Origin of the sequence: Citrobacter sp. wls714 (assembly GCF_005281025.1) — a bacterium.
In the GTDB taxonomy this organism is placed as follows: Bacteria; Pseudomonadota; Gammaproteobacteria; order Enterobacterales; family Enterobacteriaceae; genus Citrobacter; species Citrobacter werkmanii.
The window spans coordinates 1-22,477 of record NZ_SZWZ01000096.1 but is presented as its reverse complement, the minus strand read 5'-3'; the positions used below and the strand labels follow the sequence as shown (position 1 = coordinate 22,477).

21 protein-coding genes and 1 pseudogene are annotated in these 22,477 nt (G+C 50.3%); 13 read left to right on the top strand and 9 right to left on the bottom strand.

Going from position 1 to position 22,477, the window contains the following annotated elements; genetic code table 11:
• The first annotated feature begins 385 nt into the window (after positions 1-385).
• The 10 genes from FDX11_RS21855 (at position 386) to phoU (ending at position 10,879) form a co-directional block, all read left to right on the top strand.
• Positions 386-961, top strand: a complete 576-nt coding sequence (locus FDX11_RS21855; protein WP_042311410.1) for a chaperone-usher fimbrial major subunit — start codon at positions 386-388, stop codon at positions 959-961.
• 109 nt (positions 962-1,070) lie between these two features.
• On the top strand, positions 1,071-1,757 hold the full coding sequence (locus tag FDX11_RS21850; RefSeq protein WP_249360755.1) for a fimbrial chaperone: 687 nt from the start codon (positions 1,071-1,073) through the stop codon (positions 1,755-1,757).
• A 21-nt stretch (positions 1,758-1,778) separates the two neighbouring features.
• Positions 1,779-4,313 carry a fimbria/pilus outer membrane usher protein gene (locus FDX11_RS21845; RefSeq protein WP_137398531.1) on the top strand — a complete coding sequence of 845 codons (2,535 nt, stop codon included), beginning with the start codon at positions 1,779-1,781 and terminating at the stop codon, positions 4,311-4,313.
• 11 nt (positions 4,314-4,324) lie between these two features.
• Positions 4,325-5,392, top strand: coding sequence for a fimbrial protein StgD (gene stgD, locus FDX11_RS21840; RefSeq protein WP_137349178.1), 1,068 nt, complete (start codon positions 4,325-4,327; stop codon positions 5,390-5,392).
• Between the two features lie 33 nt (positions 5,393-5,425).
• The gene (locus tag FDX11_RS21835; RefSeq protein ID WP_137349177.1) at positions 5,426-6,001 is read left to right on the top strand and encodes a chaperone-usher fimbrial major subunit; all 576 of its coding nucleotides are present in this window, start codon (positions 5,426-5,428) and stop codon (positions 5,999-6,001) included.
• Positions 6,002-6,236: 235 nt separating this feature from the next.
• Complete coding sequence (pstS, locus tag FDX11_RS21830) at positions 6,237-7,277, top strand: phosphate ABC transporter substrate-binding protein PstS (RefSeq protein ID WP_042311421.1); 1,041 nt, start codon at positions 6,237-6,239, stop codon at positions 7,275-7,277.
• A 192-nt stretch (positions 7,278-7,469) separates the two neighbouring features.
• Positions 7,470-8,429, top strand: coding sequence for a phosphate ABC transporter permease PstC (gene pstC / locus FDX11_RS21825; protein WP_038635761.1), 960 nt, complete (start codon positions 7,470-7,472; stop codon positions 8,427-8,429).
• Positions 8,429-9,319, top strand: coding sequence for a phosphate ABC transporter permease PstA (gene pstA / locus FDX11_RS21820; RefSeq protein ID WP_003827037.1), 891 nt, complete (start codon positions 8,429-8,431; stop codon positions 9,317-9,319). The genes pstC and pstA overlap by 1 nt, the downstream gene beginning before the upstream one ends.
• 46 nt (positions 9,320-9,365) lie before the next feature.
• Positions 9,366-10,139 (top strand): phosphate ABC transporter ATP-binding protein PstB, encoded by a 774-nt coding sequence (pstB, locus tag FDX11_RS21815; RefSeq protein WP_003023821.1) that lies wholly within the window; start codon positions 9,366-9,368, stop codon positions 10,137-10,139.
• A gap of 14 nt (positions 10,140-10,153) precedes the next feature.
• Complete coding sequence (gene phoU / locus FDX11_RS21810) at positions 10,154-10,879, top strand: phosphate signaling complex protein PhoU (RefSeq protein WP_038635754.1); 726 nt, start codon at positions 10,154-10,156, stop codon at positions 10,877-10,879.
• 52 nt (positions 10,880-10,931) lie between these two features.
• Here phoU and yieH read toward each other — a convergent pair whose 3' ends face one another.
• The gene (gene yieH, locus FDX11_RS21805; protein ID WP_042311423.1) at positions 10,932-11,597 is read right to left on the bottom strand and encodes a 6-phosphogluconate phosphatase; all 666 of its coding nucleotides are present in this window, start codon (positions 11,595-11,597) and stop codon (positions 10,932-10,934) included.
• A gap of 167 nt (positions 11,598-11,764) precedes the next feature.
• Between yieH and adeP the strand changes: the two genes are divergently transcribed.
• On the top strand, positions 11,765-13,102 hold the full coding sequence (gene adeP, locus FDX11_RS21800) for an adenine permease AdeP (RefSeq protein WP_006687753.1): 1,338 nt from the start codon (positions 11,765-11,767) through the stop codon (positions 13,100-13,102).
• Positions 13,103-13,158: 56 nt separating this feature from the next.
• On the opposite strand, the gene FDX11_RS21795 is transcribed toward adeP, so the two are convergent.
• From FDX11_RS21795 to FDX11_RS21780, 4 genes are all read right to left on the bottom strand, one after another.
• Positions 13,159-13,725: an NADPH-dependent FMN reductase gene (locus FDX11_RS21795; RefSeq protein WP_003023832.1), complete on the bottom strand. Its 567-nt coding sequence runs from the start codon at positions 13,723-13,725 to the stop codon at positions 13,159-13,161.
• A gap of 30 nt (positions 13,726-13,755) precedes the next feature.
• Positions 13,756-14,505 (bottom strand): 4'-phosphopantetheinyl transferase superfamily protein, encoded by a 750-nt coding sequence (locus FDX11_RS21790; RefSeq protein WP_137398530.1) that lies wholly within the window; start codon positions 14,503-14,505, stop codon positions 13,756-13,758.
• A gap of 166 nt (positions 14,506-14,671) precedes the next feature.
• Positions 14,672-15,631 (bottom strand): HTH-type transcriptional regulator YidZ, encoded by a 960-nt coding sequence (gene yidZ / locus FDX11_RS21785; RefSeq protein ID WP_042311429.1) that lies wholly within the window; start codon positions 15,629-15,631, stop codon positions 14,672-14,674.
• Positions 15,600-16,781, bottom strand: coding sequence for an MFS transporter (locus FDX11_RS21780; RefSeq protein WP_137398529.1), 1,182 nt, complete (start codon positions 16,779-16,781; stop codon positions 15,600-15,602). Before FDX11_RS21780 ends, yidZ begins: the two co-directional genes overlap by 32 nt.
• A gap of 581 nt (positions 16,782-17,362) precedes the next feature.
• Here FDX11_RS21780 and FDX11_RS25795 point away from each other — a divergent pair.
• Positions 17,363-17,482 (top strand): annotated as a pseudogene (locus tag FDX11_RS25795) (ash family protein); the annotation flags it as partial.
• Positions 17,483-17,565: 83 nt separating this feature from the next.
• On the top strand, positions 17,566-17,769 hold the full coding sequence (locus tag FDX11_RS21770; protein WP_137398527.1) for a hypothetical protein: 204 nt from the start codon (positions 17,566-17,568) through the stop codon (positions 17,767-17,769).
• A gap of 51 nt (positions 17,770-17,820) precedes the next feature.
• Here FDX11_RS21770 and FDX11_RS21765 read toward each other — a convergent pair whose 3' ends face one another.
• The 4 genes from FDX11_RS21765 to FDX11_RS21750 all read right to left on the bottom strand — a co-directional run bounded on the left by FDX11_RS21765 (position 17,821) and on the right by FDX11_RS21750 (position 21,987).
• The gene (locus tag FDX11_RS21765) at positions 17,821-18,822 is read right to left on the bottom strand and encodes a potassium channel family protein (RefSeq protein WP_137398526.1); all 1,002 of its coding nucleotides are present in this window, start codon (positions 18,820-18,822) and stop codon (positions 17,821-17,823) included.
• Positions 18,823-19,075: 253 nt separating this feature from the next.
• Positions 19,076-20,128 (bottom strand): helicase RepA family protein, encoded by a 1,053-nt coding sequence (locus FDX11_RS21760; RefSeq protein WP_137398525.1) that lies wholly within the window; start codon positions 20,126-20,128, stop codon positions 19,076-19,078.
• A gap of 3 nt (positions 20,129-20,131) precedes the next feature.
• Positions 20,132-21,115, bottom strand: coding sequence for a primase-helicase zinc-binding domain-containing protein (locus FDX11_RS21755; RefSeq protein ID WP_004116687.1), 984 nt, complete (start codon positions 21,113-21,115; stop codon positions 20,132-20,134).
• Positions 21,112-21,987, bottom strand: a complete 876-nt coding sequence (locus FDX11_RS21750; protein ID WP_032433712.1) for an integrase domain-containing protein — start codon at positions 21,985-21,987, stop codon at positions 21,112-21,114. The genes FDX11_RS21755 and FDX11_RS21750 overlap by 4 nt, the downstream gene beginning before the upstream one ends.
• Between the last annotated feature and the right edge of the window lie 490 nt (positions 21,988-22,477).

Genomic DNA, 22,477 nt, shown 5'->3' with positions numbered 1-22,477 from the left:
TTTTTTGTTACAAACATCCTGTTTTTTATATTTATTTGCCTAGATAACTTTATACTTAATTGCGTTTATCTGGTGAATGTATTTTATTTGTTAAAGTGCGCAAGAAATAATCATTTTTAGGTTGTTGCAGAATAATGATATTGATGAATTCTTAATTTTATAGACTGATGTATTTAAAATAGCCATTTTTGTATATCATGAAAAATAATATTTAATAAATGATGTATTGTTTATATTTATTTATTGATTTATAACAGCCAGGGTTGATAATAAATTTATTGTAATCCTTATTCTTAAGTGTAATCTTCGCCGCCGTAAGGATGGTGTGTTTTATTATTGAAATATAAGTAAAGCACAGGGATATAATATTATTAATGGGGTTATAATGAAACTTAATTTAATTGCAGGTGCGCTGGTTCTGTCTTCCACAGTATTTGCTGGTAATGTTCTTGCATCTGACGGTACCGTTCACTTCCTTGGCGAAGTAGTTGACAGCACCTGTCAGGTCACGCCACAAACCGCTGATCAAAACGTTAATTTAGGCAAAGTTAACAAAACGGCATTTGCTGGCGTGGGAAGTACCGCTGCACCTACCGAATTCCATATCGATCTGACCGGGTGCCCGGCCACGTATACCAAGGCTGCTGTTCGTTTTGATGGTAATGAAGCTTCTGACGGTAATGGCGACCTGGCTATCGGTAACCCTGCTAATGGCTCTACCCCTGGTGATTACACAGGTACTGGCGCAGCCATCGCGGCATCTGGCGTAGCGATCCGTATTTACAACCGCGCGGATAACTCTCAGGTTAAACTGTACAACGATTCTGCATACAGCACGATTGATACCACAGCGGGTACGGCTTCCATGAAGTTTATCGCTCGTTATATTGCCACTAACGCAACCGTCACAGCGGGTACTGCTAACGCAGATTCTCAGTTTACGGTTGAATATCAAAAATAAGATTCGTTCTTTTTAATCGTCTTTTATTAATTTATTGACGCCTGTCATTATGAACAACTGTGGTTGTATAAATGTCTGGCGTCTTTTTTATCCAGGGATGAGTATGTTTATGTTTGCTCGTGGAATAAAAATATTTATTCTGGCACTCCTGTGCCTTAATCTTCCCTCTGCTTTGGCAGGTATTGTTGTCGGTGGAACTCGCGTCATCTTTCATGGCAGCGAGCCTGACTCTACTATTTCTATTTACAATAAAGAAGTTGATTTGCCTTATCTAATACAAGTATGGGTTGATCCTTTCAGTAAGGATGATAAGAGCAAACCACCTTTTACCGTAATTCCTCCTGTTTCTCGTCTTGAGCCGAGTCAGGAAAAAGTGCTGCGTATTATTAAAACAGAAGGTGAGTTGCCAAAGGATCGTGAATCTGTTTTTTGGTTTAACGTGAAAAACATTCCGCCATCCAGTAAAAATAAAGATAGCAGTACGCTTGAGATCGCAATTAAAACGCGTATCAAGTTATTCTGGCGCCCAGCCTCTATTACGCTTATCCCTGAAAAAGCGGTAGCTAAAGTCAAATGGTATCGGCAGGGAAGTAAACTGGTTGTAGAAAATAATAGTCCTATTCATATGAATATCATGGATGTCTCTGTAGATGGTAAAGATATTCCATTGAATATGATAAAGCCTTTTGAAAAATTAACGCTGGATTTACCTGCTGGTGTTGCGGGTCACTCTTTAGTCTGGCGTTTTATTAATGATTATGGCGCGATTAGTAGCCCTGTTAAGCAAGCGCTTTAGTTTTGCGATAAGGATATCTTGATGATTCACCCTCGTCTTTGCCTCGTCTTGATTTCAGGTGCATATCTAAGTATCGCTTTCCCGACAATGGCCAGTGAAACGCTGTTTAACCCTGGTTTGCTGGAAATCGATCACCCCGTGGACGTGGATATTCATCAGTTTAACCGTTCCAACGCGTTGCCGCCGGGCGATTATAAGGTCGATATCGTCATTAACGGGAAACTGTTTGAACGACGGGATGTGACCTTTGTGCAGGATCAACCGGATGCCGACCTGCATCCCTGCTTTGTCGCGGTTAAGGAGGTATTGTCGTCGTATGGTGTCAAGGTAGACGCAGTGAAAGGTTTGCAGGATGTCGATAATACAGCCTGCGTGAATCCCGTTCCGTTAATTGGTGGCTCTACCTGGTTATTAGATGCAAATAAGCTGGCGTTAAATATATCTGTTCCACAGATCTATCTGAACACGGCGGCCTATGACTATATCAGCCCATCACGCTGGGATGAGGGCATCAATGCGATGATGGTCAATTATGATTTTTCCGGATCGCACACGGTAAAGTCTAATTACGACAATGGGAACGATGACTCTTATTATCTAAACCTGCGTAATGGGATTAACCTGGGGGCATGGCGGTTGCGTAACTACAGTACGCTAAGCGCTACTGGCAGCGACACGGAATATCACTCCATCAGTAGCTATGTCCAGCGCGATATCGCCGCGCTGCGCAGCCAGATTATGGTCGGCGACACCTGGACGGCGAGTGATGTCTTTGACAGCGCCCAGATCCGCGGGGTCAGACTCTATACCGACGATGACATGCTACCGTCGAGCCAGAACGGGTTTGCGCCAGTGGTTCGCGGGGTGGCGAAAAGTAACGCCACTGTTATCATCCGGCAGAATAAATATGTCATTTATCAGTCAGCCGTGCCGCAGGGCGCTTTCGAGATCACCGACCTGAACACCACCAGCGGCGGCGGCGATCTTGATGTCACCATAAAAGAAGAAGACGGTAGCGAGCAGCACTTTACCCAGCCGTACGCGTCGCTGGCGATACTGAAGCGTGAAGGCCAGACCGATTTTGATATTAGCGTCGGTGAAATGCGCGATGAAAGCGGATTTACCCCTAACGTCGTTCAGGCGCAGGTGTTGCATGGCCTGCCATGGGGATTAACGCTCTATGGCGGCACGCAGGTTGCGGAAGATTATGCTTCCGCCGCGCTTGGTATGGGTAAAGATATGGGGTCGATCGGGGCCGTATCGTTTGATGTGACCCACGCCCGTTCACACTTTGACGATGGTGATAATGAAAGCGGCCAGTCTTACCGTTTTCTCTACTCCAAACGTTTTGATGATACCGACACCAGTTTCCGTCTGGTGGGGTACCGTTATTCCACGGAAGGCTATTACACACTCGGCGAGTGGGCATCGCGGCAGGACAACAGCTCTGATTTCTGGGTGACGGGCAACCGCCGTAGCCGCCTGGAAGGAACCTGGACGCAATCATTTGGCCCCGGTTTTGGCAATATTTATCTGACATTAAGCCGTCAGCAATACTGGCAAACGGATGAAGTCGAGCGCCTGGTGCAGTTTGGCTATAGCAACAGCTGGCGGCGAATTTCGTGGAACGCGTCGTGGAACTATACCGACACTGCGAATCGTTCTTCCGGTAGCAATAATAAAAACGACAACGATGACAGCGATCACGAACAGATATTCATGCTGACGGTTTCCATCCCGCTTTCAGGGGCGATGGAGAGCAGCTACGTTAACTACTCGATGACGCAAAATAATCATAACGACAGCACAATGCAGGCTGGCGTTGGCGGCACGTTGCTGGAGGGCCACAATCTTTCCTATAACGTGCAGGAATCCTGGACCAGCTCACCGGAAGATACCTATGGCGGGAATGCCAGCATGGGATATGACGGTACTTATGGTTCAGTAAACGGCGGTTATGCCTGGAGCCGTGATTCACAGACGCTGAACTATGGTGCGCGCGGCGGCATCCTGGTTCACAGTGGCGGTGTGACCTTCTCTCAGGAATTGGGGGAAACCGTCGCGCTGGTGGAAGCGCCGGGCGCTGATGGCCTTACCGTAGAAAACACGACCGGGGTTGCTACAGACTGGCGGGGCTATACGGTGAAAACGCAGCTTAACCCGTACGACGAAAACCGCGTGGCAATTGACAGCAACTATTTTGCCAAAGCCAATATTGAGCTGGATAGCACTGTAGTCAATCTGGTGCCAACGCGCGGCGCCGTGGTGAAGGCGGCGTTTGTGACGCATGTCGGTTATCGCGTGTTGTTTAATGTGATGCAGGCGAATGGCAAACCTGCGCCGTTTGGCGCGATGGCGTCGGCGGAGCTGGATTCTGGAACGGTAACCGGGATTGTCGGCGATAACGGCGAACTCTATTTGTCGGGGATGCCGGAAAACGGTCGTTTCACCCTAAGCTGGGGCGGTGATAAAGCAACAACATGTGCTGTTAATTATACGCTGGGTAATAAACCAGAGAATGCTGAACTGGTGCAGCAAGCCGTCACTTGCCAATAAGGAATTTAATTATGCGTTTATGGACAATAATATTATCTTCTTGCTTTATGGTTCTGATTTCACCTGTTTGCCGGGCTGGCGATGGTATTTGTCATACGGACAAAGGGACTTATATTTATGACCTTAATCTCAATAACGCCAAGATTCCTGCAGAAAAAAATAAAGCCGGAACAGAAGTCAGGGATCTGGAGACATTAACATCGTCACAATCGTATTTGGTTAGCTGTAGCTGTCTGACCCACTTTTCATCGATATTTCGTAATATTTATTATACCGCCCGTTCGCCTTTGAGTATTGATACCACTAAAAACGGTTACACGTACTATACGCTCAACGATAACCTGAGTATTGCAACGTCGATTAAGGTTCATGGGCGAGGCCTTATTGCGGTTCCCTTTGAGGCTGAACCTAATGTGGTCATCGAGGGGACCGGTTGTTATACCGATACCGTTGAGGGCGATGCTGCAACGCTGGATACCGGGTCTGAAGTCAAAGTCTCTTTCCTTATTAATAAACCGTTTGTTGGTCAGGTCGCCATTCCTGGCTCTATTGTGGCTGATTTATACGGGGGGCTTGATGCTAGCTCCTCCGTTGCCAGCACCGACAAACTGGCAGAAATCAGAATTGTTGGCGATATCGTGGCGCCGCAGAGTTGTGAAATTGATTCCGGCCAGGTGATAGAGGTGAATTTCGGTAAGATCCCCGTAGCGGATTTTTCGACAACGCAAGGCACCGCTGCTGCAGGCCATAAAGTGACCAAAACGGTTCAGGTGAAATGTACCGGAATGTTGGATGAGAATATCGTCTATTCAACATTTAATGCGGATCCCGTTGATTCCAGCGCAAATATGATGAAAGTCCTGGGTAATGATGATGTCGGAATTATGATTTATGACAAATGGGATCAGATGGTTAAGGTGACAGGCGGAAAAATGGATATGGATATGGGCGTCAATAATGCCGGCGCCGAGACTAACTCATTGACTTTTTCTGCCGCGCCTGCCAGCGCGACGGGAGCACGGCCTCAACCTGGTACATTTGAAGCCTACGCAACGATCACGCTGGAAATAACGAACTAATCTAATCCTATTTTATTAATAACGGGAATCAACATGATGAAAGGAATACTAAAAACGACGCTAGTGGTATCTTCATTTTTTATGGCAGGAAATACGCTGGCTTCTGATGGCACCGTACATTTTCTCGGTGAAGTTATTGACAGCGCCTGTGAAGTAACTGCAGATACCGCTAATCAGAATGTGGCATTAGGTAAAGTCAACAGAACCGCATTTTCAGGTATAGGTTCTACCGCGATGCAGACCGAATTTCATATCCGTCTTGAGAAATGCCCTGATACCTATAGTAAAGCGGCGGTTCGTTTTGACGGTACAGAAGCGGCTAACGGTAATGGCGATCTGGCGATTGGTACTCCGGTTGCTGGGGCAAGCCCTGGCGATTATACGGGGACTGGCCAGGCCGTTGCCGCGTCGGGGGTGGCTATCCGCATTTATAATCTGGGCGATGGTTCACAGGTGCCATTGTACACAACGTCTAAGAGCGCTGATATTGATCCTGTTGCCGGAACGGCAGATATGCAATTTATGGCTCGCTACATTGCAATCAGCGATACCATCATGCCGGGCACCGCCAACGCTGACTCCGAATTTACGATTGAATATACAAAATAACAATTGCGTTCACACACCGATCTCCTGGCGACTGTTTTGTGACAGTCGCTGTCATACGTCTTTAACACCTCTGTTTTTCATGTTTAAAAATATCTTTAAAATTCAAATGGTTGTAAGTTGATTTTATCTGTCATAAAACTGTCATATTTCGTACATTTAACTGTCACCTGTTTGTCCTATTTTGCTCACAGTAGCAACTCAAACAACAATTTACGAAAACCGTGCAGGAGACATTATGAAAGTTATGCGTACCACTGTCGCAACTGTTGTCGCCGCGACCTTATCCATGAGCGCGTTCTCTGCCTTTGCCGCAGCGAGCCTGACGGGTGCAGGTGCAACTTTTCCTGCGCCAGTGTATGCCAAATGGGCAGATACCTATCAGAAAGAGACCGGTAGCAAAGTAAACTACCAGGGTATCGGCTCCTCCGGTGGTGTAAAACAAATCACTGCGAATACCGTTGATTTTGGTGCCTCAGATGCGCCGCTGTCTGACGAAAAACTCAATCAAGAAGGCCTGTTCCAGTTCCCGACCGTGATCGGTGGTGTAGTGCTGGCGGTGAATATCCCTGGCCTGAAATCCGGCGAGCTGGTGCTTGACGGCAAAACGCTGGGTGACATTTACCTCGGCAAAATTAAGAAGTGGGATGATGAAGCCATCACCAAACTGAACCCGGGTCTGAAGCTGCCTTCGCAGAATATCGCCGTTGTGCGCCGTGCTGACGGTTCAGGTACTTCCTTCGTTTTCACCAGCTACCTGGCAAAAGTGAATGAAGAGTGGAAATCGAAAATTGGTTCCGGTTCTACCGTTAACTGGCCGACCGGCCTGGGCGGTAAAGGGAATGACGGTATCGCCGCATTCGTACAACGTCTGCCTGGCTCTATCGGCTACGTTGAGTACGCTTACGCTAAGCAGAACAACCTGGCTTACACCAAACTGGTTTCTGCCGATGGCAAACCGGTAAGCCCGACCGAAGAGAACTTTGCTAACGCTGCGAAAGGTGCTGACTGGAGCAAAACCTTCGCTCAGGATCTAACCAACCAGAAAGGTGACGATGCGTGGCCAATCACTTCCACCACCTTCATCCTGGTGCATAAAGAGCAGAAAAAACCTGAGCAGGGTGCTGAAGTGCTGAAGTTCTTCGACTGGGCGTACAAAAATGGCGGCAAACAGGCTAATGACCTGGATTATGCCAGCCTGCCGGACAGCGTGGTTGAGCAGGTTCGTGCTGCATGGAAAACCAACGTGAAAGACAGCAGCGGTAAAGCGCTGTACTAAATACCCGTCATACTTCGAGCCGCAGCTGTGTTGGCTGTGCTTGTTCACCCCAGTCACATAGTAAATCTATGCTCCTGGGGATTCACAAGCTTGCCGCCTTGCTGCAACTCGGATTATTTAGGGTATGGCATTACCTTAGCCGGGAAGCACGATAAAATGCGTGCTTCCTGGCCCAAACTTAAAGAGTGATTTATGGCTGCAACAAAGCCTGCTTTTAACCCACCGGGTAAAAAGGGTGACATGATATTCAGCGCGCTGGTAAAACTGGCTGCGCTGATTGTGCTATTGATGTTGGGTGGCATTATTGTCTCTCTGGTTATCTCCTCCTGGCCAAGCATTCAGAAATTTGGTTTCTCCTTCCTGTGGACCAAAGAATGGGATGCGCCAAATGATATCTACGGTGCATTAGTACCGATTTACGGTACGCTGGTCACCTCGCTTATCGCACTGCTGATTGCCGTTCCGGTGAGTTTCGGCATTGCCTTGTTCCTGACTGAACTTGCGCCCGGCTGGCTGCGTCGCCCGCTGGGGATCGCCATTGAGCTGCTGGCGGCAATTCCAAGTATCGTGTACGGCATGTGGGGCCTGTTTATCTTTGCTCCGTTGTTTGCGACTTATTTCCAGGAACCGGTCGGTAACATCCTTTCCAACATTCCGTTTGTTGGCGCGCTGTTTGCTGGTCCGGCGTTTGGTATTGGGATTCTGGCTGCGGGTGTGATCCTCGCCATCATGATTATTCCTTACATTGCGGCGGTTATGCGCGACGTGTTCGAACAAACGCCAGTGCTGATGAAAGAGTCAGCCTACGGCATCGGTTGTACCACCTGGGAAGTTATCTGGCGCATCGTCCTCCCGTTCACCAAAAATGGCGTGATCGGCGGCGTGATGTTGGGTCTGGGCCGCGCACTTGGTGAGACCATGGCGGTGACCTTTATCATCGGTAACACCTATCAGCTCGACAGTGCATCGCTGTATATGCCGGGCAACAGTATTACCTCTGCGTTGGCGAATGAATTTGCCGAAGCGGAATCAGGGCTGCACGTTGCTGCGTTGATGGAGTTGGGGCTGATTCTGTTTGTGATCACCTTCATCGTACTGGCTGCGTCTAAGTTCATGATCATGCGCCTTGCGAAGAACGAGGGGGCACGCTAATGGCTACGCTTGAAATGCAAAACACCACTGCGCTTGCGGAATCCCGCCGTAAAATGCAGGCGCGCCGCCGCCTGAAGAACCGCATCGCGCTCACGCTCTCTATGGCGACCATGGCGTTTGGTCTGTTTTGGCTGATCTGGATCCTGATGTCCACGATTACCCGTGGTATTGACGGTATGTCTCTGGCGCTGTTCACCGAAATGACGCCGCCGCCGAATACGGCTGGTGGTGGTCTGGCGAACGCTCTGGCGGGCAGCGGACTGTTGATCCTGTGGGCGACCGTGTTTGGCACCCCGCTGGGTATTATGGCGGGCATCTACCTGGCTGAGTACGGGCGTAAGTCCTGGCTGGCTGAGGTCATCCGCTTTATCAATGACATCCTGCTTTCTGCGCCATCAATTGTGGTCGGTCTGTTCGTTTACACCATTGTGGTCGCAAAAATGGAACACTTCTCCGGCTGGGCGGGCGTTATCGCGCTGGCGCTGCTGCAGGTGCCCATTGTGATTCGTACCACGGAGAACATGCTCAAACTGGTGCCGGACAGCCTGCGTGAAGCTGCCTATGCGCTGGGTACACCGAAGTGGAAGATGATTTCTGCGATCACCCTGAAGGCATCTGTCTCGGGCATTATTACAGGTGTCCTGCTGGCCATTGCGCGTATTGCCGGTGAAACTGCTCCGCTGCTGTTTACATCGCTCTCCAATCAGTTCTGGAGCACCGACATGATGCAGCCTATCGCCAACCTGCCGGTCACTATCTTTAAGTTTGCGATGAGCCCGTTTGCTGAGTGGCAGCAACTGGCCTGGGCTGGGGTACTGATTATTACCCTGTGCGTACTGCTACTGAACATTCTGGCGCGCGTCATTTTCGCGAAGAAGAAACACGGTTAATTTTTACGGCGTGGCTGATGCGGCGCCGGATGAGGAATAGATTGAAATGAGTATGGTTGATACTGCTCCGGGTAAGATTCAGGTTCGTGATTTGAACTTCTACTATGGCAAATTCCATGCCCTGAAGAACATCAACCTGGATATTGCTAAAAACCAGGTTACGGCGTTTATCGGGCCGTCAGGCTGTGGTAAATCGACGCTGCTTCGTACGTTCAACAAAATGTTTGAGCTGTACCCGGAACAGCGTGCGGAAGGTGAAATCCTGCTGGATGGCGACAATATTCTCACCAATACCCAGGATATCGCGCTGCTGCGTGCCAAAGTGGGGATGGTATTCCAGAAGCCGACGCCGTTCCCGATGTCCATCTACGACAACATCGCGTTTGGCGTGCGTCTGTTTGAGAAGCTCTCTCGTGCGGATATGGACGAGCGTGTGCAGTGGGCATTGACCAAGGCCGCATTGTGGAACGAAACCAAAGATAAATTACATCAGAGTGGGTACTCTCTCTCTGGTGGTCAGCAGCAGCGTCTGTGCATTGCGCGTGGCATCGCCATTCGCCCGGAAGTGCTTCTGCTGGATGAGCCATGTTCAGCGCTCGACCCGATCTCTACCGGGCGTATCGAAGAGCTGATCACGGAACTGAAAGAGGATTACACCGTTGTTATCGTGACCCACAACATGCAGCAGGCGGCACGTTGTTCCGATCACACGGCATTTATGTACCTGGGCGAGTTGATTGAGTTCAGCAACACGGACGATCTGTTCACCAAGCCCGCGAAGAAACAAACTGAAGACTACATCACCGGTCGTTACGGCTGATTCAGGAGCTTGTTGTGGATAACCTTAACCTAAATAAACATATTTCCGGCCAGTTCAATGCCGAACTGGAAAGCATCCGTACCCAGGTGATGACCATGGGCGGCATGGTCGAGCAGCAGCTTTCTGATGCGATTACCGCCATGCATAACCAGGACAGCGAACTGGCGAAGCGCGTCATTGAAGGCGATAAGAACGTCAACATGATGGAAGTGGCGATCGACGAAGCCTGTGTGCGTATCATTGCCAAACGTCAGCCGACCGCCAGCGACCTGCGCCTGGTGATGGCGATTATCAAAACCATCGCCGAGCTGGAGCGTATTGGCGACGTGGCGGACAAAATTTGTCGCACCGCGCTGGAGAAATTCTCGCATCAGCATCAGCCGCTGCTGGTCAGCCTGGAATCACTGGGCCGCCACACTGTGCAGATGCTGCATGACGTGCTGGATGCGTTTGCGCGTATGGATCTGGACGAAGCGGTACGTATTTATCGTGAAGATAAGAAAGTTGACCAGGAATATGAAGGCATCGTGCGTCAGCTGATGACTTATATGATGGAAGATCCGCGTACTATCCCAAGCGTGCTGACCGCGCTGTTTTGCGCCCGTTCCATCGAGCGTATCGGTGACCGTTGCCAGAATATCTGCGAATACATCTTCTACTTCGTGAAGGGACAAGATTTCCGTCACGTAGGTGGAGATGAACTGGATAAGCTGCTGGCGGGGAAAGATCCGAAAGAGTAATAAAAACGTAGAAACTAGGCCGGATCAGCGTTAGCGCCATCCGGCATTTTAGTTAACGCGTAATATCCCATCCGCGCGCTTTCCACAATTCCGGCAGCTGTGCCAAATCGGTAAAAGTCGTCACTTTTGGATGATCGATCGGTTTGTTGTGCGGATCGGCGCAGAAATAGAATACTTCCATTCCCGCAGCAATCCCCGCCTGCGCGCCGGCACTGGAATCATCGACCAGAATGCAGTTCTCAACGTTGACGTCCATCGCTTTTGCCGCATGGAACATCAGGTCCGGATCGGGCTTCCAGCGTTGGATATCGTAACCGCTGAACAATAAATCAGGAAAATGGTGCAACATGCCCAGCTTACCCAGCGAATGCTGCATTTTACTGACCGGACCGTTGGACACTACACACATGGGCACCGTCATACTGTCCAGTAGCGCATTAGCGCCAGCGATCACTTCCAGTTCCGTATCGAACAGACGTGCGACCTCAGCGCGGTAAACCGGTTCTAAATCGGCTTTTGCCAGTTCAACACCGTGCTCTTCGTTGATAATGTCGATGATCTCGTACAGCTTTACCCCTTTGAAGCGTTTAAAAATTTCTTCAAGATCGAGCGTAATGCCGAACGCCTGGAACATGCTGATATACGCGCGAGAACAAATCACTTCACTGTCTACAAGGGTACCGTCACAGTCAAAAAATACGGCTTCTATCTGGGACATGTCATTTCCATTTTAACAAGTTTAACGTTTTCGTAATGCATTATTGGGCCACGCAATCGTTGCCGTATAAGCAAAATCAATGAAAAAAGTTGCTCATAACCCAACCCTATTGTCGCATTTTGGTATAGGATAGCGACGAATTTTCCCTCCTTGTTCGGAAATTGATAATGAGTCAACAACACACAACCCAGGCTTCTGGCCAGGGGATGCTGGAACGCGTGTTCAAACTGCGCGAACATGGCACGACGGCACGGACCGAAGTGATCGCCGGTTTAACGACCTTCCTGACGATGGTGTATATCGTTTTTGTTAACCCGCAAATTCTTGGCGTAGCTGGCATGGATACCAGCGCCGTCTTCGTTACCACCTGTCTTATTGCTGCTTTTGGTAGCATCCTGATGGGCCTGTTTGCCAACCTGCCGGTCGCACTTGCGCCTGCAATGGGCCTGAACGCATTCTTTGCTTTCGTGGTCGTCGGCGCGATGGGCCTCTCCTGGCAGATTGGTATGGGCGCTATCTTCTGGGGCGCAGTAGGTCTGCTGCTGCTGACAATTTTCCGCGTACGTTACTGGATGATTGCTAATATCCCGGTTAGCCTGCGCGTGGGGATCACCAGCGGTATTGGTCTGTTCATCGGCATGATGGGGCTGAAAAACGCTGGTGTTATCGTGGCGAACAAAGACACGCTGGTGTCCATCGGCAACCTGACGTCTCACAGCGTGCTGCTCGGTATTCTGGGCTTCTTTATTATCGCGATTCTGGCGTCACGCAACATTCATGCGGCGGTGCTGATCTCCATCATTGTTACCACGTTACTGGGCTGGATGCTGGGCGATGTGCATTACAACGGTATCGTCTCTGCGCCACCGAGCGTGATGTCCGTTATTGGCCATGTCGATCTGGCCGGTTCGTTTAATATTGGCCTGGCGGGGGTGATTTTCTCATTCATGCTGGTCAACCTGTTCGACTCCTCCGGTACGCTGATTGGCGTTACGGATAAAGCCGGTCTGGCGGATGCGAAGGGCAAGTTCCCGCGTATGAAGCAGGCGTTGTATGTAGATAGCGTGTCATCTGTCACCGGCGCGTTTATCGGTACTTCTTCCGTTACCGCGTATATTGAATCTTCTTCCGGGGTTTCTGTCGGCGGACGTACTGGGCTTACCGCCGTGGTTGTCGGCCTGCTGTTCCTGCTGGTTATCTTCCTGTCGCCGCTGGCGGGAATGGTGCCGGGCTATGCCGCGGCCGGTGCGCTGATTTACGTCGGTGTGCTGATGACATCAAGCCTGTCGCGCGTGAAGTGGGATGACCTGACAGAAGCGGTTCCTGCGTTCATTACCGCCGTGATGATGCCGTTTAGCTTCTCGATTACCGAAGGTATCGCGCTGGGCTTTATTTCCTACTGCGTGATGAAAATCGGGACCGGACGTTTGCGCGATCTCAGCCCGTGCGTCATCGTTGTCGCGCTGCTGTTTGTACTCAAGATTGTGTTTATCGACGCGCACTGATCGCTGTTTATTTGGTTTTAGAAAGACAAGCCCGGCAAATCGCCGGGCTTTTTCGTTTACGCTTTCACGCGCTGAATGTAGTCGCCAAATGCGGTCAGTTGACCGGTCAGATGGTCCAGCGTGCTTTGGTCGATGACTTCACCCGTCTGCGGGTCCACCTTGTTCTGAATGACGCCGCCCATAAATTCCGGCTTGTTCATCACCATGGCGTCGAGGAACACCAGGATCTGACGCAGATGGTACTGACAGCGCGCGCCGCCAATAGCGCCCATTGAGCTGGTCTGAATCAGTACCGGCTTGCCAGATAATGGCTGATCGGGCAGGCGGGACAGCCAGTCGATGGCGTTTTTCAGTCCGCCAGGAACAGAATAGTTATATTCTGGTGTCACGATAACAACACCATCAGCTTTCCTGATTTGCTCTGCCAGCGCTTCTACGCTGGCTGGGAAACCTTCTTCCTGCTGGAGGTCGGCATCGTACAGCGGGATATCACCAATCGACGGTAACGCGCTCACTTCCATTCCTGCGGGCGCAATTTTAGGCAGTGTGCGGGCAACCATGCCGTTAAACGAACCTTTGCGCAGACTTCCCAGTAACGTAACAACATTCAATGTTTCAGACATGGTGACTCCTGTTTCATCATGAAGGTTAAATCAGTTAAGCGTATGGCTTTTCGCTGCGCATAATTGAGAGAACCGGATCAGACGACCCGTTGGCTCATTGGCGCGAGTCTGGATATCAGGCAAACTTTTCCAGTCCTGTTTACCATCAAACTCCCAAACCTTGAGTTTTTCAATGGTTGGCGTAACCGCAACCGACCACACCAGCACATCTTCCGCATCGCAAATGGCTTCAACCTGCGCAACATGGGCACATTTCAGACGCCCTGCGCCGGGTAAGAGCTGCAGTTCGCGCGGATCGTCATTACACACATCGCCGGTGAGTTTGAGAACGCTCTGGCGCAACGTAATGAGCTGCGCACGCGCTTCGTTAGGGTCGTTTTGGTTATTGATCCACAGATTTTCGTTACTGGAGAAGCGCCAGGTTTGTGTTGAATTCGGATTGTGAAAACCGCGTGTCGCTCGCTGAAGCTCCATATCCAGGCCGCAAACACCTTCTGTTGTCAGTGCAACGCCAACAATATTTCCGGCATAAGAAATCGAAAATCCCGGCAGATTTTTATCGCGAAAAACGGGCTTACCTTTCGCCTCAGTAACAATCTCAGGCAACGTGCTGGTGCCGTAAAGCATGAACATCAGTTCTGCGAGAAGACTTCGGGAGGCCAGGAAGCGTGTTCGGCGGTGAGTGGGTAGATTACTTGCTTCAATGTGATATGGAGTAGAGAGACGAACTGAAACCAGGTGTCCCTCCGTAAGAATCCCTCTGGCAAAATGTGTCGCCATTTTTCGCTCCGTGATTAATGGTCCGTGATTATAACCAGAGTAACATTTACACGGCGTTCAGGCAGGTTTTACGGGTTAAAAAATAAACGGAAACGGGATACATTACGCGACATTTACATTTCTGTTGCCAGAATGGTCATTTAAGCAACACTGTGGCGGCGGATCGTCAGGACATATCGCGATACAGCGCCTTGATCGTTTCTTTCAGCCAGACGATCTTCGGATTATGGCTGTTACGTTTATGCCAAAGGAGGGTGAACGGTACGCGCATTTTCTCTAACTGCGCAGCATCAAATGGCATAGGACGCGCCACTAGCGGAAGCTGGTGGAGTTGGTTATAACGCTGACAATAGACCGGCGCTGTGGCTATCAGCGCATGATCCGGCTGGGCGGCCATAAACAGCGACTGCTCAAAACCTGGCAGGCATAACGCGATATTGCGTGTGCGCCCCATCTCCTGAAGCACATCGTCCAGCGCCCAGGTATCGCTTTGCTCCCAGCTAATACTGATGTGGGGATAGCGCAGAAATGTATCCAGACTCCACTCTTCCTGCAATGCCGGATGATCTTCACGTAGCCAGACGCAAGGGAGATCGGAAAACAACACTTCATGGTCGATCGACAACGGCAGTAGGCTCAGCAGTTCTCGCGAACGCGGATGGCTTTCGCGGCCGGTGAAGCCGATATCCACCTCGCCGCGAATAATCGCATCCAGCGAATCATAGTCCCAGTTGCGTATTTTGATCGTCGCCTGGGGATAACGCTGATAGATCTGCCGGGAGAGGGCGTTAAACATGATCATGACCAACGGCGTTTCGGCCACCAGATCAAACTTCAACCCGCGCGGAGCCTCATGGTGCGGCTTATCCAGCAATTGATTGCTCATCTGCATCCACTCTGCCAGATTCTGCTCCATGCTGACCATTAACGGCGTCGGCGTAAGTCCCAGCGGGGTGTTTACAAACAACGGGTCGTCAAACCAGGTCCGCAGTTTCGACAGCGACTTACTGACCGCCGACGGCGTGACGTTCATCCGTTTGGCGGTTTTGGTCACGCTGCGTTCCTGCATCAATAACTGCAGGCAGAGCAACAAATTAAGATCGAGACTGCTGAGGGATTTCTTCATGAGTTGGCGCGGACCGGTTGGGGGCAACAATGATAATCAGCATGATACTCACTATGCTACAGCCAATCAGAATCCCGATCAGCATATTCAGCGCATCAAGGCCGAGGACCGCTGCCAGCCAAATCCATAGTGATGAACCGCAAACCTGTGCAATACCTAACGCCGAGCTGGCAACCCCTGCACGCAGCGAGAACGGTCCCAGCGCCTGACTCATGGCGACACCAAAACCAACCGAGAACCCGGCGCAGATTAATGTCAGCCCAAACAGCGTTACTGCGTGTGAGGCGGCAAGGGTTAACACTACGCCCGCTGCCAGAAATAACGCCTGTGAAGTCAGCATCAGAACGCGAGGCTTGAATACACTGAGGGCGAACGGCGTCGAGAAAGAGACCGCCATACTGATGCCTGCGGTCATAGCCATCGTCGTGGCGTATTCACCACGGTCGAAGCCCATCACTTCCATCAGCAGCACCGGAGAGGTATTCACGAAGGTCAGGATCACCGACACACTGAGGGTGGTTATGGCCAGGCGGCTTAAGAAAAAACGGTTCACCAAAGACTCGTTGGTGTGGTTCTTTGGTGTAGACGTCGTGAGGGTCGCTGGGCGCGATTCTCGCAGGATAAATACCGACAGCAGGCATACGACTACACCCATACCCATCATCGTGTAGAACAGGCTTTGCCACGGATACTTGAGCATAATCAGATGCCCCATTACCGGAGCCAGCACCGGTACGATACAGGTGATTCCGTTCAACAGCGACAGCACTTTTGCCCGGCGGCGATCGTCGAGCGTATCGCGCAGAATAGCGAAAGCCACCACATAGCAGCAGCCAGCGCCCACTCCCTGAATAAAGCGGCCTACCAGGAACGGCGTACCGCTCTCGGCGAAAGAACATAGCGCAGAGGCGAAAATAAAGATGAGTGCGCCGACTATGGCGACCGGTTTGCGGCCTGACTGGTCGGCAATTTTACCGGCGAAAAGCATCGCCGTCGCCATTCCCGCCAGATAAACCGAAAACGCAATATGCAGTTGCGCATCGCTGGCCTGTAGATCGGCCGCAATGCGGGGCAGCCCCACCAGATACATATCAATACCGGCAGGATAAAGAAGAACCAGGGCGAAACTGCAGATTAGAAAGCGTGTCATAGCGACCTCATGAGGAGTGTGGCGCTAAGCATACGGGCAGAGAGTCAACTGCACGAGTTGCCATTTGGACAACAGTGATTTCCACATGGGAAATTGTTGTTGCCGGGTGGCGGCGTAAACGCCTTCTCCGGCCTACGGGGCCTGTAGGCCCGGCCCGGTTAGCATTGCGCTACCGGGCAACCGATACAGAAGCTGGAAAATAGAGCTAACTCGTTAATCTATCAGCGATACATTGCCTTGAAAATATGGCTATGGGCACATTCAAGGACACAAAAACCAAATAGCTGGTGGAACCACGGTTAAAACCATCACCCTATGAGGACTTAGGGGAGTTCAGCTTTTATTGTAGATGTTCCCGTAATGGCAATAGCTTTTGCCAATGAATCGAGCCTTCTTAATAACTGAGCATAAGATTTTATGCGGCACGCATAAGCCCTCTGTTATGAGGCGATAAGCATAGTTTTTGCGTGCTGACTTGCGCTATAGTCCCCACGTTGCGGCAAAACCGCAACCGGAATTGGCGTTCCGAATTATCACGAGTGTCGGTAGCGATGTTTACAGAGCTACTGGCGCGGCCTGCGCTCGCCCCTTCAATGGTGGCTCAGGCAGGGGCTTCGAAAGAAGCGCCGGGTCGTGATAACCGGTACGCCAACCCTGTCTGGGTCACCACCAGTGAGCCTGGCGTCTCCGGTGGTGGCGTTAACCTGCTTATCACGAAGCGGAGCGTTGCGTATGTGTCCTGTCCCTGAATTTCCTATTGCACCAGCCTCCGCCGGAGGTATCTATGAAAATCACCGTAGAACAACCCTCAGCCAGAGAACTAGTCGATCGCTCGCGAGTCCTGGTGCATGTGATGCTCGAGCATCCTGACGATATCAGCCCGAATTATGCGTTGCTTCTCATCCTTGCCGACCAGCTACAACTATTAAGGGATGCTTTTGAAGAGGATGAGATCAGACGGCTTAGAGATGAAAAACTTCCTGTTTAAGTGTCCATCTCAAACAATATCAAGGACGATATTGTTTGAGGTTTAATTAATTCAGAATGGCCCAAATTTTATTATAGGTGCAATAGCCGAACCTACAGACGGAGCTGTTCCATTTTGTAGATATATAATCATCTCCAACGACTCACACTTTGTTTTTTTCTCAATTAAATCAATTAGTGTTAGCAGTAAATTGTGAAAGTCTTTTATTGTTGTTGGTTTCTCTGGAATCTGGATGCTGCTATGCTCAATACTAAGCATTGAAAAAGGTGGGATTTTTACACCATGAGTATGATTCCACTCTGCCATATTTAATGCTTGTTTAGCATGGTTCAGATAATGATGATCTTTTATATTCACCAATAGTTCAACTATGTCTATCGTTAATACGGTGGAGAATTTAATAAGGTAATTATCTATGCTCTCCTTTAATTTATTGTTTTCAAGATCTATGAATTTTCCCCATGACATTATATTGGAACCATATCTTGTCTGCTGAGATGAAAAATTTTGAACAGAGATTTGATCAAAATAGTCTTGGTTGAATAAAGATTTTGGTCGTATTCTCAATGTATCTCTTTCAGTATTGAATGTTACTTTATATGTTTCTGCAAGTATCTCCAAATAACTAACTATAATTGGCTTTAGGATTATAAGTAATTTTGCTATTTTTTGCTCTTCTATTTCTTTCTCATGTTCTTCTTTTATTTTATCCTTTTTATCGCTTAGTTTTTGAGATATACCATTTAAAAACAAGCCAATCGTAATTACACCTAATACGACTTGGGTTGTTATAGCAATTAAAAGAGATGATGAGTCAAGTTTAGGGGTTATATCACCGAAACCGAGAGTTGTCACTGTGACAACACTAAAGTAAGTTGCTTGTATGAAATTTAAATATCCTGATTTAAAATCGTTGCTGAAGAAAATGTTGTATATTAAAGCAAATGAGATAATGTTGATGAAATAAAATAACGCATATGCATAAGGAGGGTATGATGTTACATCAAAAAAATTTTTTGATGTGTTGTTACTTGTCATTTCAATATTTTCCATTTTATAAAAATTTCTTGATATCAATATTTTATCTTGATTGATGACGAACGCCAAATAAATATTCTTATGCTGTCTTTAGAGTTTAACACTTTATATATCTGGATGTTCCCCCATTTTTACTAGCATAACAAACAGAAAACCAGCAATGGCGTGGGTTGAAAGGGCATCCCCCATCTTTCGCTGTTAAAGGTGAATAATGTGGGGGAGTCGAGTACCTGCCAGAGTATCCCCCCACAGATTCCGAGTTCCATCATCATTCCCCCGTATCCGGGAGCCGGATCTGTTCTCCATCGAGCACAATCAATTGCTCGCGCAGCAGCTTCTCCAGCCAGCGCGAAAATTTCTTCTCGACGTTAATTCCCTTAGCCCGTAGATCGTCGCGCAAGAGCGCGCGGGTACAAGGCTTATTCTGGCTGATGCGTTGGTTAATACAGCGCCATAACGCCGTATGGTTGCGGGTGATATGAGGAACGCCGGGTGGTATGCCACTACTCAGTAAGTCATCGTCAGGTTGCCTGGGCTCGTCGTTCAGCACCAGCGAGGTCACTGGTTCGCCATCGCTATCGGTATAGATAACAACTTCCTCAAGATCGTCGGCGGTGACCTCTGGCATCTCCGCATCTTTCATCTTTGTACAACTCAGGGTGATAGCGTTGCGACGTCCCTCGCGTCTGACGTTAAACTCGGCATCCAGCGCAGCCTGAAAAGCACTTGAACCGCGTGCGCCCCGTTCCTGATCCTTACCCGAGTGATGAACGATCATCATCGCTGCGCGCGTATGATACCGAATGGCGTCGCAACCCTGGATAAATGCGCCCATATCCCGCGCGGTGTTTTCATCTGAGTTACCAAAACAGCGGGCCAGCGTATCGAGGATGATCAGCCGTACCGGCATTCCGGTCATGTTCTGAATGTCCTTTGCCGCCAGGATCACCTGCTCGATGCTTCCCGGAGCGGCTGGAAAGATCGGGCAGTCGACGCGAAACAGGTTATCGAGTGCCATCTCATCATTAACGCTGAGCTCCCAGGTGCGGATCCGCCGCGATACACCGGTTCCTCCCTCTCCGGCGATAAACAGCACGGCCCCTTGATTGACTCGTCTTCCGCCCCATGACGTACCGCTGGCAATATGGCACGCCAGTGATACTGCCAGAAAGGATTTAAAAGAGCCGCCGGGGCCGTAAATACTGCACAGTGCCCCGGCGGGGATGAGTCCTTTAACCAGATAATCCTGACTGGTGTTAAACCCTTCCGAGCCCCGGCGCAGCGGAAGGGAGGTGGTGAGGGTACTGTCTGATGCTGTCATGACTTATGACCTGAGATTTGCAGGAAGCTGCTGGTTGAACACAATCCGGGAAATGGATTCACCGTAGTGACGGTAAAATTCATCCCAGTCGCTCAATGTGGTGTCTGCTGGGAGAACCACACAGCCCTTCACTACCTCGGCAGCGGCGGTTGCATTCAGCAACCCGGTATTTTTCTCCTGACTGCAATCATTATCGCCAGCCAGGATAAGGTGGCATTCAGGCCACTGCGCCCGGAAAGCGATGGCCACATTTTTCAGGTTGTGCGCCGACAGGGCAGCAACGACCGGGAAATGATGAAGGCATGAGACCGCAAGCGCGGTTGCATATCCTTCGGTAATAATGATGCCTTCCGGTGGTTTGTTGTCCGGTGCCCAGGGTTCCGGTCTACCGTTGCGGCTCGCCTGATGTACCGGGCAAAAACAATCCTTCAGATGGCTACCGGGCAGCAGGTACTTTTTCCCTCCAGGATGAATGAACTGCGCACCTGTCAGCTGCGCGCCTGTATTTCGAATTGGCAATACCAGCGTACCCGCCCCGAAATGCACGCCGCAGATTGTCCGGCTACTACGTTCAGTCAGAAGCCACTGGGCTCGTCGCCAGCCTCGCGTTGTCAGATACGGCGCTTCTCCGGATTCACAATGGCGAAGCAATGTCTTAATACGAGATTCCATATTCAAAGCCTGTGATTTTTCCCTGGCTGGCGGAACCAGCGGTACAGGATCCATGTCCTGCACCATTCCGGCGGCCGCAACCAGTGCGCAACCGAAGAAACGGGAAACCAGATCCAGTCCGTCACCTGCGCCGCACTGATTGCAGAACCATGTGCCGCGCCCCTCCAGATCATCCATCCTGAAGCGATCCTTACCCCCACAACAGGGACACGGACCATGCCGATGATTTGGTGGAATGAAAATGCCAAGTTGTTCAAATATTTTCGGCCAGTTATTGCGTGCCCGATCGGAGACGGCAGAAACGTAATAGCTCATGATTGCCTCCCATACACCTGCTGGATGTAGCGCCCTCGACCATCGCCATGACCAAGATCCATCGCAACCATCGCCCTGGCTTCCTTTATACTCAGCCCCAGTCCCTGGTAGTGCGCCATCGCCTCCTGCGCCCATGAATAGCGCAGACTGTGTGGTGCATAGGGGCCAGTCAGCCCTGCGCGAACTGCGCTGGCACGCCAGTAATTCATTGCGGCGCGCAGATCGGGTTTATTGAGCAAACGTCCCCCGCGTTGTGTCATCAGGGGGATAGCCTGGTTCAGGATGCTGCGTAGCCTTTCAGGTTCGAGCACCACCGTCTGACGGGAACGTGATCCTTTGGTGCCAAAAACCACCTGCAATCGATTTTCTCCACGCTCTAACGCAGCGGCCCATGTCTTCAGAGACTGACAACACTGCACCGCTTCCTGTGAACGCAAACCCATTGCTCTGGCAAGCTCCAGCGTCAGAGCCAGCCCTTCATCCTTTTCATGAAAAGCAGACAGCGCCGACAACCAGCGTTCTGAGGTTAATGGCAGATGCGTTCCTGCCCGGCTGGCGTTACCCAGCCCGAGCGCTTTATTGCTGATGCGCTCCGATTGGGCAAATTTTTGACGTCCAGACTGAGCAAGGATGGTTCGCAGGGCGGCCATCTCGTTTTGTAGCGTGCGTGGCGTAATTCCTGCTTCCCGTCGTGCCATCACGTAGCTTTCAATATGTGACGATTTCAGATGCTGGAGATCCTGAATCTGGATATTCAGCTTGTGCAGATGCTGGCTTAAACGCCCGGCGATGCGGAGGCGATCATGGACTGTTTTAAAACTGCCGCCAGCCAGCAGGGCGAGTTTTTCCATGCGTTTTGTAAGTTTCGACATAGCTACTCTCCACTCAATTCTCCGACGCGCGGTTGGACACAGCGTGCTGTGCTGAACGATACCGGTGCGCCGGAGAAAGCGCGGATGAGGTATGACGGGGTACGGTGATGCACGAATGCAGCCGCCTGCTCAGGCAGGTATATCCCCACAGGTAAAATGACCTGTCCTCCGGTATCGGTTCGGTAGTGCTGGTTTCTCCTCCTGGTAAGTGAATTTCTGACATCTGTTTGAGTGTCAGCCTGTTTGTTGCAGTGGATTTGCAGGCAGTAGCTGGGTTGAAGCTGATCTGCGCGCTGGCGTCACTTTCACTCGCTTACGCTCTTAAAAGTGACGCCGCGTTTTGCACATTCAGCAGGAAGTACGGACGCAAAGCCTTCGGCAATGCCGTCCGACTTCTTTACAGCGTTCTGTCTGTCGCTACGCTTGCAACAGTGTAGCGATATAGGGTGTGGTCACCTGTATGAATCGCCACGGGTTTAACAGACACCTC

Bases quoted from the DNA above. Each gene is read 5' to 3' on its own strand.
- FDX11_RS21855 (WP_042311410.1), top strand. From the start codon at position 386: ATGAAACTTAATTTAATTGCAGGTGCGCTGGTTCTGTCTTCCACAGTA.
- FDX11_RS21850 (WP_249360755.1), top strand. From the start codon at position 1,071: ATGTTTGCTCGTGGAATAAAAATATTTATTCTGGCACTCCTGTGCCTT.
- FDX11_RS21845 (WP_137398531.1), top strand. From the start codon at position 1,779: ATGATTCACCCTCGTCTTTGCCTCGTCTTGATTTCAGGTGCATATCTA.
- stgD (WP_137349178.1), top strand. From the start codon at position 4,325: ATGCGTTTATGGACAATAATATTATCTTCTTGCTTTATGGTTCTGATT.
- FDX11_RS21835 (WP_137349177.1), top strand. From the start codon at position 5,426: ATGATGAAAGGAATACTAAAAACGACGCTAGTGGTATCTTCATTTTTT.
- pstS (WP_042311421.1), top strand. From the start codon at position 6,237: ATGAAAGTTATGCGTACCACTGTCGCAACTGTTGTCGCCGCGACCTTA.
- pstC (WP_038635761.1), top strand. From the start codon at position 7,470: ATGGCTGCAACAAAGCCTGCTTTTAACCCACCGGGTAAAAAGGGTGAC.
- pstA (WP_003827037.1), top strand. From the start codon at position 8,429: ATGGCTACGCTTGAAATGCAAAACACCACTGCGCTTGCGGAATCCCGC.
- pstB (WP_003023821.1), top strand. From the start codon at position 9,366: ATGAGTATGGTTGATACTGCTCCGGGTAAGATTCAGGTTCGTGATTTG.
- yieH (WP_042311423.1), bottom strand. From the start codon at position 11,597: ATGTCCCAGATAGAAGCCGTATTTTTTGACTGTGACGGTACCCTTGTA.
- adeP (WP_006687753.1), top strand. From the start codon at position 11,765: ATGAGTCAACAACACACAACCCAGGCTTCTGGCCAGGGGATGCTGGAA.
- FDX11_RS21795 (WP_003023832.1), bottom strand. From the start codon at position 13,725: ATGTCTGAAACATTGAATGTTGTTACGTTACTGGGAAGTCTGCGCAAA.
- FDX11_RS21790 (WP_137398530.1), bottom strand. From the start codon at position 14,505: ATGGCGACACATTTTGCCAGAGGGATTCTTACGGAGGGACACCTGGTT.
- yidZ (WP_042311429.1), bottom strand. From the start codon at position 15,631: ATGAAGAAATCCCTCAGCAGTCTCGATCTTAATTTGTTGCTCTGCCTG.
- FDX11_RS21780 (WP_137398529.1), bottom strand. From the start codon at position 16,781: ATGACACGCTTTCTAATCTGCAGTTTCGCCCTGGTTCTTCTTTATCCT.
- FDX11_RS21770 (WP_137398527.1), top strand. From the start codon at position 17,566: ATGAAAATCACCGTAGAACAACCCTCAGCCAGAGAACTAGTCGATCGC.
- FDX11_RS21765 (WP_137398526.1), bottom strand. From the start codon at position 18,822: ATGGAAAATATTGAAATGACAAGTAACAACACATCAAAAAATTTTTTT.
- FDX11_RS21760 (WP_137398525.1), bottom strand. From the start codon at position 20,128: ATGACAGCATCAGACAGTACCCTCACCACCTCCCTTCCGCTGCGCCGG.
- FDX11_RS21755 (WP_004116687.1), bottom strand. From the start codon at position 21,115: ATGAGCTATTACGTTTCTGCCGTCTCCGATCGGGCACGCAATAACTGG.
- FDX11_RS21750 (WP_032433712.1), bottom strand. From the start codon at position 21,987: ATGTCGAAACTTACAAAACGCATGGAAAAACTCGCCCTGCTGGCTGGC.